Origin of the sequence: Plantactinospora sp. WMMC1484, from assembly GCF_049315195.1 — a bacterium.
GTDB lineage: Bacteria > Actinomycetota > Actinomycetes > Mycobacteriales > Micromonosporaceae > Plantactinospora.
Map to the genome: position 1 here is coordinate 6,973,595 of NZ_CP186055.1, position 12,207 is coordinate 6,985,801.

Here is a 12,207-nt window from a genome sequence, read left to right on the forward strand (position 1 = left end):
CGTCCTCACCCCCGACCCGAACCTTGGGGCCGGCCCGATCCCGGCAGACGGCCCCGGACCGACCCCGGCCGCCGTCCTCGGTCCGCTGCCCGACGATCCGCTGCCCGACGATCCGCTGCCCGACGATCCGCTGCCCGACGATCCGCTGCCCGACGATCCGCTGTCCGGGCGGGATGCACCGGTGGAAATGGACGACGACCGGCTGGCCCGGATCGCCCTCACCTGGCTCTTCGAGCCCGGCACCCGAGCAGTCTTCGGGCTGGTGGAACGGTTCGGGGCGGTGGGGGGCCTGCAACGGTTGCTCGCCGGAAAGGTGCCCGACCGTCGGCTGCGGGCGACGGTGGAGTCCCGGCTCGCCGCCGGCGACCCGTGGCAGGTCGCGCACTCCGCCGCTCAGCAGACCGAACGGCTCGGTGCCCGCCTCGTGACCCCGGCCGACGCGGAGTGGCCGGCGCGGATGGGGAGCTTGAAAGGGCTGGCCATGGGCGGCGCGGACCGCCGGGTCGACCAGGAGACGGCACCGCCGCTCTGCTTCTGGGTACGCGGCGCCTGCTCGCTCGGGGAGGCGTTGCAGCGCTCGGTGGCGGTGGTCGGTTCCCGCGCCGCGACCTCGTACGGGCTGCACGTCGCCACCGGGATCGCCTTCGGCCTGGCCGAGCGGGACTGGAGCATCGTCTCCGGCGGCGCGTTCGGCATCGACGCGGCGGCGCACCGGGGAGCCCTGAACGCCGGCGGCCTGACCGTGGCCATTCTCGCCTGCGGCGTCGACCGCCCCTACCCGATGGGCAACGCCGCCCTCTTCGACCGGATCTGCGACGTCGGGCTGCTGGTCAGCGAATGGCCTCCGGGAGCGGAGCCACTGCGGCCACGCTTCCTGATCCGCAATCGGGTCATCGCCGCAGCCACCGCCGGCACCCTGCTGGTCGAGGCGGCGGCCCGCAGCGGCGCCACCCAGACCCTGCGCCGGGCGATCGCGATGAGGCGGCCCGCGATGGTGGTACCCGGGCCGGTCACCTCCGCCATGTCGGTCGGCGCGCACGAAATACTCCGCGAATATCCCGAGGCGCGGTTGGTCACCGGCGTGCCACACGTCCTGGAGGAGGTGGGCCGGCTCGGTACCGACCTGGCCCCGCCGCCCCGTGGTCCGCAGCGGCCGCAGGACTCGCTCGACGACGAGTCCGCGCTGCTCCTGGAGTCGGTGCCCCGGCGTGGCGCGTTCGGGCCCGACGTCCTCGCCGCGCGGGCCGGCCTCGACCTGCGTACCACGCTGCGGAAACTCTCCCTGCTGGAGCAGGTGGGCCTGCTGGTGCGCCGCGACGGCGGGTACGCCCTCACTCCGCTGGCCACCCGACCGGCGGCGGCACCGTCGGCACAGTGAATCTGACGGTCGGTGGAGCGATCGGTCGCCGGCCGGCGACGGCATAGCCGCAAAGCGACCCGAGCGGGCGGGACGGACGCCACGTTCGTCGACATCCGGAGGGAGCGAACGGACCGGACGGGACGGGTCCGGTGCGAGCCGGCTTGACGTAGCGGACATCCGGGTCCACCGTCACGGGTGATGAGCACACCCAGCCGCAGCACCCGCGTCCGGCACGAGGCCCTGGCGCCGCCCTTCCGGGACGGCGTCGACGACTTCGCCCAGCACCTCGCGTCAGTCGAGAACCGGTCGGCGCACACCGTCCGGGCGTACGTCGCGGACGTGGTCTCACTGCTCGACCATGCCACCCGGATGGGCTGCACCGGGCCGGGTGACCTCGACATCACCGTGCTGCGCAGTTGGCTGGCCAAACTGCGTACCCTCGGGGCCGCCCGCGCCTCGCTGGCCCGCCGCGCCGCCTCCGCCCGCACATTCACCGCATGGGCACACCGGAGCGGACTGTCGGCGACCGATGCCGGCGCCCAGTTGGCGAGCCCTCGGGCACACCGCGAGCTGCCGACCGTGCTCCGGGCCGACCAGGCCGGCGGACTCCTCGACGCCGTCGGCGAGCCCGGCTCCGCAGATTCGTCGCGGGACCGGGTGGTGCTCGAACTCCTCTATGCCACCGCGATTCGGGTCAGCGAACTCTGCGGTCTGGACCTCGGCGACGTCGACCCTGCCCGGCGGGTGGTCCGGGTGATGGGCAAGGGCGCCAAGGAGCGCACGGTCCCCTACGGGCTGCCGGCACAGCGGGCACTCGACGACTGGCTCCGGACCGGCCGGCCCCGCCTGGCGGGCCCGACCAGCGGCGCCGCGCTGCTGCTCGGGGTACGCGGCGGGCGGCTCCAGCCCACTGTGGTACGACGAATCGTCGGCACCTACGCCCGCGTCACCGGACTGCCCCACACCAGCCCGCACGGGCTGCGGCACTCCGCCGCGACCCACCTGCTGGAGGGTGGCGCCGACCTGCGCACCGTGCAGGAGCTGCTCGGGCACGCGACGCTGTCGAGCACCCAGATCTACACCCACGTCTCGATGGAGCGGCTGCGGGCGGCGTACCGGCAGGCGCACCCGCGGGCCTGACGACCGGAATGTCGGCTTACCGGCCGGCGCCCGACCGGCTCCGGGCTATGATCACCGGGTGAGCATCGCCGGGCCGCCGCCGCCCGTACCGATCCCCGGCGCCCGGCTCCTCTTCTCGCTGGATCCCGCCGTCGCCCATCTCAACCACGGCTCGTACGGCGCGGTGCCGATTGGAGTGCAGCGGGCGCAACAGCGGCTGCGCGACGAGACCGAGGCCAACCCGGTGCGGTTCTTCAACCGTGGCCTGATCGACCGGATCACGCACGCCCGGCGGCACCTGGCCGGGTTCCTCGGCGCCGACCCGGACGGGACCGCGCTGATCGGCAACGTCACCGTGGGGGCGGCCATCGTGCTCCGGTCGCTGGGGCTGGAGCCGGGTGACGAGGTGCTCTGCACCGACCACGGGTACGGCTCGTTCGCCCTCTCGATCGATCGGGAGGCACGCCTGACCGGGGCGGTCCGGCGCACCCTGTCGGTGCCGCTGACCGCCACCGACGAGGAAATCGTTGAGATCGTCCGGACCGGGATCCGGCCGGGACGGACCAAGCTGCTCGTCGTCGACCAGCTCACCTCCCCGACGGCCCGGCTCTTTCCGGCCGCCGCGATCGCCGCCGTCGCCCGGGAACGGGGCGTGCCGATCCTGGTCGACGGCGCGCACGCACCCGGCATGCTGCCGACCCCGGTGGAGGGCATCGGCGCCGACTTCTGGGTCGGCAACCTGCACAAGTGGGGATTCGCCCCGCGCGGCACCGCCGCGCTGGTGGTGGCGCCCCGCTGGCGGCGGCGCATCGAGCCGCTCGCCGTCTCCTGGTATGACGAGGACGGCTTCCCGACCCGGGTCGAATGGCAGGCGACGCTCGACTACACGGCCTGGCTGGCCGCACCCGTGGGCGTGTACACACTGCGGACGCTCGGGCTCGACACGGTCCGCGCCTACAACGCGGGCCTGGCCGCGTACGGGCAGTGGGTCGTCGGCCGGGCGCTCGGCATCGCGCCGGCCGATCTGGTCGACCCCGGCGGGCCGACGGTCTCGATGCGGGTTCTGCCGTTGCCGGCCGGCGTCGCGACCACCGTTGCCGATGCGGTGGCGCTGCGGCACCGGATCAGCGACGAGCTCGGCACCGAGGTCAACGTCAACGCCTGGCGCGACCAGGGCTGGCTGCGGCTCTCAGGCCAGGTCTACAACCGGCCGGAGGAGTACGGGCGGCTCGCCGATGGCCTGCCGGCCCTGCTGGCCACCCTCTCCTGACCGGCTGTCTTCACCGATCCCCGCTCCGGACCGGCCGGCTTCACCGATCCCCGCTCCTGGCCGGCCGGCTTCCCGACCGCCCGGCGGACGGTCCCGTCGTCAGCCAGGCCGTCGGCGTCTCGGGGTGGCGCCGACCGGGCGGCCGGATGTGACCGGCAGCAGGCGGACCCGGCCGAGCCCCAGCAACAGCAGCGGATCCAGATAGTCGTCACCGCAGCGCAGGCCCCAGTGCAGACAGGCCGACCCGCTGGCGGCGCAGCCGGGATGGCCGGACAGCAGCACGCCGAGCGGATCCCCCGCCCGGACCGCCTCGCCAGCTGCCATCCTGGAGCGCACCGGCTCGTAGGTGGTGCGTAGTCCGTTGCCGTGGGAGACGCTGACGACCGGCCGCCCTGCCACCATTCCGGCGAAGAAGACGACTCCCGGCCCGGCGGCCCGGACGGTCGCACCGGCCGGCGCGGCAAGATCGACGCCGCGGTGCCCCGCCGCCCACGGCTGCGGCGGAGGATCGAACCGGCGGACGACCCGGGGGACCCCGTCGAGCGGCCAGCGGTAACCGCCCACCGGCGACGGTAGCGCCGACCGCGCCGGGGCGGCATTTCCGATCGCCGTCCAGCTCCGGGCCGTCTCGGAGCTGAGCGACCGCCACCTCCGGACCGTCCCGGGATCCGTCGCCGGTGGTAGCAGCGTCAGGAGCACCACCACCGGAAGCAGCACCGCCGGCAGCGCCGTCGCCGGTCCCCGGCCAGGCCATTTCCTGCTCATGGTCCGGCAGCCTCCCGCCGACCGGCCGGGTCGGACAACCGCCCGGCCCGAACCTGTGCACAACTCACCCTGCTGTGGAAAACGGCCGCGAGTCCCGATGATCTGCTATGGCGGGCCCGGACAGCGAGACCGTGGCCGCGTCCGGAGTGGGGAAGAAGCCTGCGCAGGGCGAGGCGGTCGAGCCGGCACGTCGAGCCCCGCCCCACCTCGCCTAGGCTGGGCAGGCCGGGGGCGGAACGACCCGTCGTCGGCCGGAGGAGGAGCGGCGATGACCACAGTGGACGGAGTGAGCCTGCCGGCCCGGCTGGCCGATCCCGACGAGGGCATCAGCATCGAGGAACTGGGCCTCGCGGCGCGCAACCACGCGCTGCCGCTGGAGGCACTCCGCTACGACGTCACCCCGGTGGGCCTGCACTATCTGCTCATTCACTACGACATTCCGGACCTCGACCCCGGGAAGCATCTGCTGACCGTCGACGGCCGGGTCGACCACCAGCTGACCCTCGATCTCGCCGCGCTGCGGGCCCGTCCGCGCGTCACCCGGCGAGTCACCCTGGAGTGCGCCGGCAACGGTCGGGCCCTGCTGACACCCCGACCGATCAGCCAGCCCTGGCTCTCCGAGGCGGTCGGCACCGCCGAGTGGACCGGCACGCCGCTGGCTCCACTGCTGCGCGAGGCCGGGCTGGCGCCGGACGCCGTCGACGTGGTCTTCACCGGCGCCGACCACGGGGTGGAGCGCGGTGTCGAACAGGACTACCGGCGCGGGCTGCCGGTCGCCGAGGCGCTGCGCGAGGAGGTGCTGCTGGCGTACGAGATGAACGGCGCACCCCTGCTGCCCCAGCACGGCGCCCCGCTGCGACTGGTGGTGCCCGGCTGGTACGGGATGGCGCACGTCAAGTGGCTGACCCGGATCACGGTGCTGGACCGGGAGTTCGACGGTTACCAGAACGCGGTGGCCTACCGGCTGCGCAGCTCCGCCGACGATCCCGGTGTCCCGGTGACCCGGATCGAGCCTCGGGCGCTGGTCCAGCCGCCGGGCTTCCCGGATTTCATGTCCCGGACCCGGGTGGTCCGGGCCGGGCCGCGTGTGGTCGAGGGGCGGGCGTGGTCCGGGCACGCTCCGGTCACCGCCGTCGAGGCGACCACGGACGGGGGCGTCACCTGGGAAGCCGCCACCCTCGATCCGGCCGGGAGCGATGCCGACGCGCGCTGGGCGTGGCGCCGCTGGCGGTACGAGTGGCCGGCCACCCCCGGCCGGTACGTGCTCGGTGCACGTGCCACCGACGCCTCCGGCCGTACACAGCCGGTCGAGCAGCCGTGGAACCGGGGCGGGTTCGCCAACAATCTCGTCCAGCGGGTGGAGGTCGTGGTCACCGGGGACGCCTAGCCCGGCGACTGCCTGCGGCCGGTCGGCGCCGGGTGGTCAGCCGGCGCGGCACCGGCGATGACCGGCGCAGCCCCGACGAGGATCAGCCGCCGAATCCAGAATCAGCGGGAAGGGAGATGTCCGGCTTTTCGAGTTCTTCGACGTTGACATCCTTGAACGTCATTACTCGGACATTCTTCACGAAGCGGGCCGGCCTATACATATCCCATACCCAGGCGTCGTGCATTTCCACCTCGAAGTAGACCTCACCGTCGGAGTTGCGGACGTGCAGGTCGACCTGGTTCGCCAGGTAGAACCGCCGCTCGGTCTCCACGACATAGGAGAACTGACGAACGATGTCGCGGTACTCCCGATAGAGCTGCAGCTCCATCTCGGTCTCGTACTTCTCGAGATCTTCCGCGCTCATCCCACTCCGCCTTCCATGGCCACATCTTCCCCCACTGACGCCGACGGCCGAAGCCGCTCGCCCAACGCCACGCCGACGGTACTCCCTGCCCGGCCCTCCCGCGCCATCGACTCGATCCCGCCGAGGTGCACCGGCCTCCGGGAGCGCGGCGGGCGGCCGACCCGGCCGGAGACGGCCGCCACGTTGACGTACGAGAAGCGATGTTCCGGACACGGCCCGTGCCGTTCCAGCGCGGCGCTGTGTTCGGCGGTGATGTATCCCTTGTGCTCGGCGAAGCCGTACCCGGGGTGACGGCCGTCCAGCTCCACCATGATCCGGTCTCGGGTGACCTTGGCCAGCACGCTCGCCGCGGCCACACAGGCGGCGACCTGGTCACCCTTCCAGACGGCCAGCCCCGGCACACCCAGCCCGTCGACCCCGAACCCGTCGGTCAGCACGTAGTCCGGTGCGACGGCGAGGGAGGCCAGCGCCCGCCGCATCGCCGCCAGGTTGCAGACGTGCAGTCCTCGGGCGTCCACCTCCACGGCCGGGACGACCACCACGGCGTACGCCAGGGCCCGCTCGACCACCTCGGCATAGATCCGTTCCCGGGTGGCCGGGGTGAGCAGCTTGGAGTCGGCCAGCCCCTCGATCTCGCCGCGCCGGCCGTCGGACAGCACTGCGGCTGCGGCCACCAGCGGCCCGGCACAGGCCCCCCGGCCCGCCTCGTCGGCGCCGGCGACCTGCGCGAAGCCGCGCCGCCGCAGGGCGCGTTCCATGGCGTAGATGCCGCCCTCGCGGCGGATCACCGTACGAGGTGGGGTCAGCACCGCTACTCGCTCCCCAGCGCCCGGCGCAGCAGCTCGGGCAGGTCGGTCGGATAGAAGCCTTCCGTCGTCCGGGCCAGCTCGTCCAGCGACCACCAGCGGTGGGCGTCGATCGTCTCCCGCTCGATCGCGTCGAACCCGGCCGTGTCCACCACCCACCGCGTGACCCGGGCGAGGAAGAATTGCTGTTCTTGGCGGTACCACCGGCCGGCGAAGCTGAACTCGGTCACCTCGCGCCAGATCGGCTCGCCCAACTCGGCCGGGGCCAGACTCAGCCCGGTCTCCTCGGCCAACTCACGGACGGCACCGGCCACCGGCGTCTCGCCCGGGTCCAAGCCGCCGCCGGGGGTGAACCAGTAGCGGCGTTCGGGACGGGCCGGGTCCCAACCACGGAACAGCAGCAGTCGCTCCTCGGCGTCCACCAGGAGGATCCGGGCGGCCTGGCGAGGGGTGAACACGGTCACCCGGTCAGCCTAGCCGCGCCGGCCGGGTATCCCGCCCACCGGCGGGCCGGTCAGCCCTGCGGCTCGGGGATGACGCCGTAGGTGTCGGGCACGGAGAGCCAGGTGGCCCGTCCCACCGGCCAGAAGACGGTGAAGGCCCGTCCGACCACCGACTCCTCCGGTATCGTCGCGACCTCGATGTCCTTGCGGCTCTGCTGCCAGTGCTCCAGCGAGTCACCGGAGGCGGAGCGATGGTCGCCCATCACCCAGAGCCGGCCGGGCGGCACCGTGATGTCGAACTCCTCGTCGGCCGCCGGATCCCGGACCCCGTTCTCGGTGAAGATGTACGGCTCGTCCAGCGACTGCCCGTTGATCGTCAGGCGGTCCTGCTCGTCGCAGCAGACCACCCGGTCCCCGCCGACGCCGATGACCCGCTTGATGAAGTCCTCACCTTCGGGGTTGCCGGTCCACTGCGTCGGGGCCTTGAACACGATGATCTCGCCACGGTGCGGTGAGCGGAAGTCGTAGACCAGCTTGTTGACGAGCACCCGGTCGTAGATGTCGAGGGTGTGTTCCATCGACGGTGACGGGATGTAGAAGGTCTGCAGGACGAAGGCCCGCACCAGCACCGCGACCAGGACGGCCACGCCCACCAGGATCGGCAGTTCCCGCCAGAACGAACTCCTGGGCTTGGATTTGTCGGTCTGCTCGTCAATCACGGGTGGAGCCTACGATGCCGGGTCCCGGAAGAACGTCGGGAACGCGCGGTAACGAGCAGAGAAGCCAAGATTGGCATAGCAATTGCTATTTCTCCCGTGTTTGCACTGTTCTGCGTATTGTCGGTGACGGGTTCGTCGGCGCTGACAGGTTCGTCATCGGTGACGGGTTCGTCGGGGGCGGGGGCCGCCGCCGGTCTCGGCAACTCGTCGAAGGTCTCCGGCACCGGCAGCGAACTCCAGTGGCCGAACGGCCAGACGATCACGAAGGCCCGGCCGATGACGTTCTCGATCGGCACCGGTCCCTGACACCGCGCGTCCTGCGACACCAGCCGGTGGTCGCCCATCACGAAGATCTGCCCCGGCGGCACCACGACCTCGTCGAAGCGGCGCGACCGGCACTCCTGCCGGTTGGGAGGTACGTCCAGCGGAGAGTCCTCGAGCACGTAAGGCTCGTCGATCGGGGCACCGTTGACGGTCACCCGGCCCTGGTCGTCGCAGCACTGCACCCGGTCGCCGGGCAGCCCGACCACCCGCTTGATGAAGTCCTTCTCGCCCGGGCGGCTCACCCCGACCAGGTCGCCGACGGTACGCCCCAGTTTGGCGACGAACCCCGGATCGGGCTCGTCGCGGACCTCCGGTGCCCAGGCCGCGGTCCCCCGGAACACCACGATCTCGCCGCGTACCGGATCGCGCACGTCGTACACGATCTTGTTGACCAGAACCCGGTCACCGATCAGCAGCGTGTCCTCCATGGACCCCGAGGGGATGAAGAACGCCTGGAGCAGGAAGGTGCGGATCAGGACCGCGAGGCAGAACGCCACGACAAGAAGGAGCGGAAGCTCCTGCCACAGTGGCATCTGCTTGCGCGTGCGGCGGGATCGCCGGCGCCGGGGACGCCATGACTCGACGTCGTCCTCGTCGTCCACCCTACGCACCATGCAACTCCCCGGTCCCGAGAGACGACGCCGGCATCCAGAGCACCGTCATCCAGAGCCTGGACGACGGGCACCGCGAGCGGAAAGGCGCGGGTAACGAGCGACCCCGGCAGCTGCCGGGGTCGCCGCGCCTCGCCTCCGCCCGTGCGGCCAGCGTAGTCGGCCCGGCGAAGGTCGGCACCCCGCGATCGGCGCCAGCGCGGCCAGTCCGGAGGTCAGCCGACCCGCTTTTCGCGCTTCTCCTTGATCTTGGCCTTCTTTCCGCGCAGCTCGCGGAGGTAGTAGAGCTTTGCCCGACGGACGTCGCCACGGACGATCACCTCGATCCGGTCGATCGCCGGGCTGTTGACCGGGTACGTCCGCTCCACACCTACCCCGAAACTGATCTTGCGGACGGAGAAGGTCTCCCGCAGGCCCGCGCCGTGACGCCGGATGACGACGCCCTCGAAGACCTGGACCCGGGACCGGTTCCCCTCGACGACCCGGGCGTGCACCTTGACGGTGTCACCGGCCCGGAAATCCGGGATGTCGGTCCGCTGCGACTGGGCGTCGAGGGCGTCCAGGGTGTTCATCGCTGCATCCTTGAAGGCTCACGGCGCACCGGGCATCGGCGCGCGGATGGGTGATTCTGAACTCCACGCGGAATTCCAGGATCGCAACCCCGGCGGAGATCCTCGCCGCCGCCCGCGGCACGGGCGGCTGCGGCAACCCCCCTACTTTGCCATATCGTCGGCCCGAGGCTGAAATCCGACCCCGGCCAGGGCGGCTATATCCCATTTGTCCCACCGCTCCGCCGGCAGCGCCGCCAGCATGTCCGGCCGGCGCCGGGCCGTCCGGACCAGTGCCTGGTCCCGCCGCCACCGGGCGATCCGGCCGTGGTCACCGGAGCGGAGGATCTCCGGTACGTCGTGTCCCCGCCAGCTCGGCGGCTTGGTGTAGACCGGCGCCTCCAGCAGCCCGTGTGCGTGGGACTCCTCGGCGAGCGAATCGGCGTTACCCAGCACCCCGGGCAGCAGTCGGGTCACCGCCTCCATGATCACGAGGACCGCGACCTCGCCGCCGAAGAGCACGTAGTCGCCGAGCGAAACCTCGGTCACCGGCATCCGGGTGGCGGCGTGCTCCAGCACCCGCTGGTCGATCCCCTCGTACCGCCCGCAGGCGAAGAGCAGGTGGGACTCGCCGGCCAACTCGTGCGCCAGCGCCTGACTGAACCGGCTCCCCGCCGGCGTCGGCACCACCAACCTGGCGCCGGCCTCGGCGCCGGCCGGCACCAGGGCGTCCAGCGCCTCCCCCCACGGCTCGGGCCGCATCACCATCCCCGGTCCGCCACCGTACGGGGTGTCGTCGACCGTACGGTGCACGTCGTGGGTCCAGGTCCGCAGGTCGTGCACCCCGACCTCCAGCACCCCGGCCGCCTGCGCCCGCCCGATCAGCGACAACCCCAACGGCGCCAGGTACTCCGGAAAAATCGACACCACGTCGACCCGCATGTAAGGAAGGGCCCCTTCTTATCGTTTCTTGTAGAGGAAGGGGCCCTTCCCAACCACCGTGCCGGGTCACAGGTCCAGCAGGCCGGGGGGAGGGTCCACGACCACCCGGCCAGCGGCCAGGTCGACCTCCGGCACGATCGCCTTGACGAACGGGATCAGGGCGGTCCGTCCCTCCGGGCGGCGGAGCACCAGCAGGTCGGAGGCGGGCGCATGGTCGATCCGGGTCACCTCGCCGAGCGGATCACCTGCCGGAGTGACCGCGGCGAGCCCGATCAACTGGTGGTCGTTGAACTCGTCCGGGTCGGCCGGCGGTGGCAGCTCGGTGCTCTCCGCCCAGAGCAGGGTGCCCCGGAGCGCCTCGGCCAGGTTCCGGTCGTGGACACCCTCGAAGCCGACGAGCAACCGGCCCTGGTGCCAGCGGACGGTCTCGATTGTGACCTGCTCGGGCACCTGGAACAGCTCGCCGTATCCGGGCACCGACGGCGCGCTCGCCGGACCGGTGCCGGACGCCGCCGGACCGGTGCGCAACACCGCCCCGGCGGCGAATCGAGCCTCGGGATCGTCGGTCCGCACGTCCACGGTCACCTCGCCGCGGATGCCGTGCGGGCGCCCGACCCGGCCGACGATCAGGAGCATGAAGGCGGGCGGGTCAGTACGCGTCGACGATGTCGACGCGTACCCCACGGCCACCTATCGACCCGATCACCTGGCGCAGCGCCTTTGCCGTACGGCCGGAGCGGCCGATCACCGTGCCCAGGTCCTCGGGGTGCACCCGCACCTCCAGTCGCTTGCCGCGCCGGGAGTCGACCATCCGGACCCGTACGTCGTCCGGATGGTCGACGATGCCCTTGACCAGATGCTCGAGCGCTGGCCGGAGCGCCACGTCAGGCCTGCTCGCCGGAGTCCGCACCGGCCTGCTCCTCGGTCTTGGGCGCCTCGGCGGGCGCCGCCTTGGCCGCCTTCTTCGCCGGCTTGGCCGACTCGGTCAGCCCTGCCGCCGCCTTCGCCTCGGCCTCGTAGGCCGCCGTGCGGTCGGCCCGCTCGGGAGCCACCAGCAGCGGCGGCGGGGCCGGCAGGCCCTTGAACTTCTGCCAGTCGCCGGTCTTCTCCAGCAGGCGCTGGACGGCCTCGCTCGGCTGGGCGCCGACGGAGAGCCAGTACTGCACCCGGTCAGACTTGACCTGGATCACCGAAGGGTCCTCCTTCGGCTGGTAGATCCCGACGAACTCGATCGCCCGACCATCGCGCTTCGTACGCGAGTCGGCGACGACGATGCGGTATTGCGGGTTGCGGATCTTTCCCATCCGCAGGAGCCGGATCTTTACGGCCACAGTCTGTTCGCTCCTGTTGCGATTTCCACCGCCCGGGACACGGACGGTGCGCGGGTGAGAGCCGACCGGCACAGTGGGGTTGGGCCGGGGACTGCTCGATGGACTGGCGACGCGCCCGGGTTAGAGGGCGCCGGACGCGCGCCGGATACCAGCGAACCATTGTGCCAGACCCGGCG

Annotated in this window: 15 protein-coding genes; 4 read left to right on the forward strand and 11 right to left on the reverse strand. The window is 72.1% G+C overall.

Features of this window, described 5'->3' with window-relative positions; all coding sequences use genetic code 11:
• The first annotated feature begins 187 nt into the window (after positions 1 to 187).
• From ACN28C_RS29955 to ACN28C_RS29965, 3 genes are all read left to right on the forward strand, one after another.
• Entirely contained in the window at positions 188 to 1,378 is a 1,191-nt protein-coding gene (locus ACN28C_RS29955) for a DNA-processing protein DprA (protein ID WP_422774862.1), read from the forward strand.
• A 180-nt stretch (positions 1,379 to 1,558) separates the two neighbouring features.
• Positions 1,559 to 2,500: a tyrosine recombinase XerC gene (locus ACN28C_RS29960; protein ID WP_422770847.1), complete on the forward strand. Its 942-nt coding sequence runs from the start codon at positions 1,559 to 1,561 to the stop codon at positions 2,498 to 2,500.
• A 64-nt stretch (positions 2,501 to 2,564) separates the two neighbouring features.
• A complete protein-coding gene (locus ACN28C_RS29965; protein WP_422774863.1) occupies positions 2,565 to 3,749 on the forward strand; it encodes an aminotransferase class V-fold PLP-dependent enzyme in 1,185 nt (394 codons plus the stop codon).
• A 99-nt stretch (positions 3,750 to 3,848) separates the two neighbouring features.
• On the opposite strand, the gene ACN28C_RS29970 is transcribed toward ACN28C_RS29965, so the two are convergent.
• Entirely contained in the window at positions 3,849 to 4,514 is a 666-nt protein-coding gene (locus ACN28C_RS29970) for a murein hydrolase activator EnvC family protein (RefSeq protein ID WP_422770848.1), read from the reverse strand.
• A 268-nt stretch (positions 4,515 to 4,782) separates the two neighbouring features.
• Between ACN28C_RS29970 and ACN28C_RS29975 the strand changes: the two genes are divergently transcribed.
• Complete coding sequence (locus ACN28C_RS29975; RefSeq protein WP_422770849.1) at positions 4,783 to 5,901, forward strand: sulfite oxidase; 1,119 nt, start codon at positions 4,783 to 4,785, stop codon at positions 5,899 to 5,901.
• Between the two features lie 82 nt (positions 5,902 to 5,983).
• Here the strand turns inward: ACN28C_RS29975 and ACN28C_RS29980 are convergent, their stop codons facing one another.
• The 10 genes from ACN28C_RS29980 to rpsP all read right to left on the reverse strand — a co-directional run bounded on the left by ACN28C_RS29980 (position 5,984) and on the right by rpsP (position 12,031).
• On the reverse strand, positions 5,984 to 6,307 hold the full coding sequence (locus tag ACN28C_RS29980) for a DUF2469 domain-containing protein (RefSeq protein ID WP_007075222.1): 324 nt from the start codon (positions 6,305 to 6,307) through the stop codon (positions 5,984 to 5,986).
• The gene (locus tag ACN28C_RS29985) at positions 6,304 to 7,116 is read right to left on the reverse strand and encodes a ribonuclease HII (protein WP_422770850.1); all 813 of its coding nucleotides are present in this window, start codon (positions 7,114 to 7,116) and stop codon (positions 6,304 to 6,306) included. Before ACN28C_RS29985 ends, ACN28C_RS29980 begins: the two co-directional genes overlap by 4 nt.
• Positions 7,117 to 7,118: 2 nt before the next feature.
• A complete protein-coding gene (locus ACN28C_RS29990; protein ID WP_422770851.1) occupies positions 7,119 to 7,577 on the reverse strand; it encodes an NUDIX hydrolase in 459 nt (152 codons plus the stop codon).
• Positions 7,578 to 7,627: 50 nt separating this feature from the next.
• Entirely contained in the window at positions 7,628 to 8,275 is a 648-nt protein-coding gene (lepB, locus tag ACN28C_RS29995) for a signal peptidase I (protein WP_422770852.1), read from the reverse strand.
• Positions 8,272 to 9,213: a signal peptidase I gene (gene lepB / locus ACN28C_RS30000; RefSeq protein ID WP_422770853.1), complete on the reverse strand. Its 942-nt coding sequence runs from the start codon at positions 9,211 to 9,213 to the stop codon at positions 8,272 to 8,274. Before lepB (ACN28C_RS30000) ends, lepB (ACN28C_RS29995) begins: the two co-directional genes overlap by 4 nt.
• 212 nt (positions 9,214 to 9,425) lie before the next feature.
• The gene (rplS, locus tag ACN28C_RS30005; protein ID WP_422770854.1) at positions 9,426 to 9,782 is read right to left on the reverse strand and encodes a 50S ribosomal protein L19; all 357 of its coding nucleotides are present in this window, start codon (positions 9,780 to 9,782) and stop codon (positions 9,426 to 9,428) included.
• 141 nt (positions 9,783 to 9,923) lie between these two features.
• Positions 9,924 to 10,700 carry a tRNA (guanosine(37)-N1)-methyltransferase TrmD gene (gene trmD, locus ACN28C_RS30010; protein ID WP_422770855.1) on the reverse strand — a complete coding sequence of 259 codons (777 nt, stop codon included), beginning with the start codon at positions 10,698 to 10,700 and terminating at the stop codon, positions 9,924 to 9,926.
• Positions 10,701 to 10,766: 66 nt separating this feature from the next.
• The gene (gene rimM, locus ACN28C_RS30015; protein WP_422770856.1) at positions 10,767 to 11,336 is read right to left on the reverse strand and encodes a ribosome maturation factor RimM; all 570 of its coding nucleotides are present in this window, start codon (positions 11,334 to 11,336) and stop codon (positions 10,767 to 10,769) included.
• A gap of 13 nt (positions 11,337 to 11,349) precedes the next feature.
• The gene (locus ACN28C_RS30020; RefSeq protein WP_422770857.1) at positions 11,350 to 11,610 is read right to left on the reverse strand and encodes an RNA-binding protein; all 261 of its coding nucleotides are present in this window, start codon (positions 11,608 to 11,610) and stop codon (positions 11,350 to 11,352) included.
• Positions 11,585 to 12,031, reverse strand: a complete 447-nt coding sequence (gene rpsP, locus ACN28C_RS30025) for a 30S ribosomal protein S16 (RefSeq protein WP_422770858.1) — start codon at positions 12,029 to 12,031, stop codon at positions 11,585 to 11,587. Before rpsP ends, ACN28C_RS30020 begins: the two co-directional genes overlap by 26 nt.
• Positions 12,032 to 12,207 lie beyond the last annotated feature (176 nt).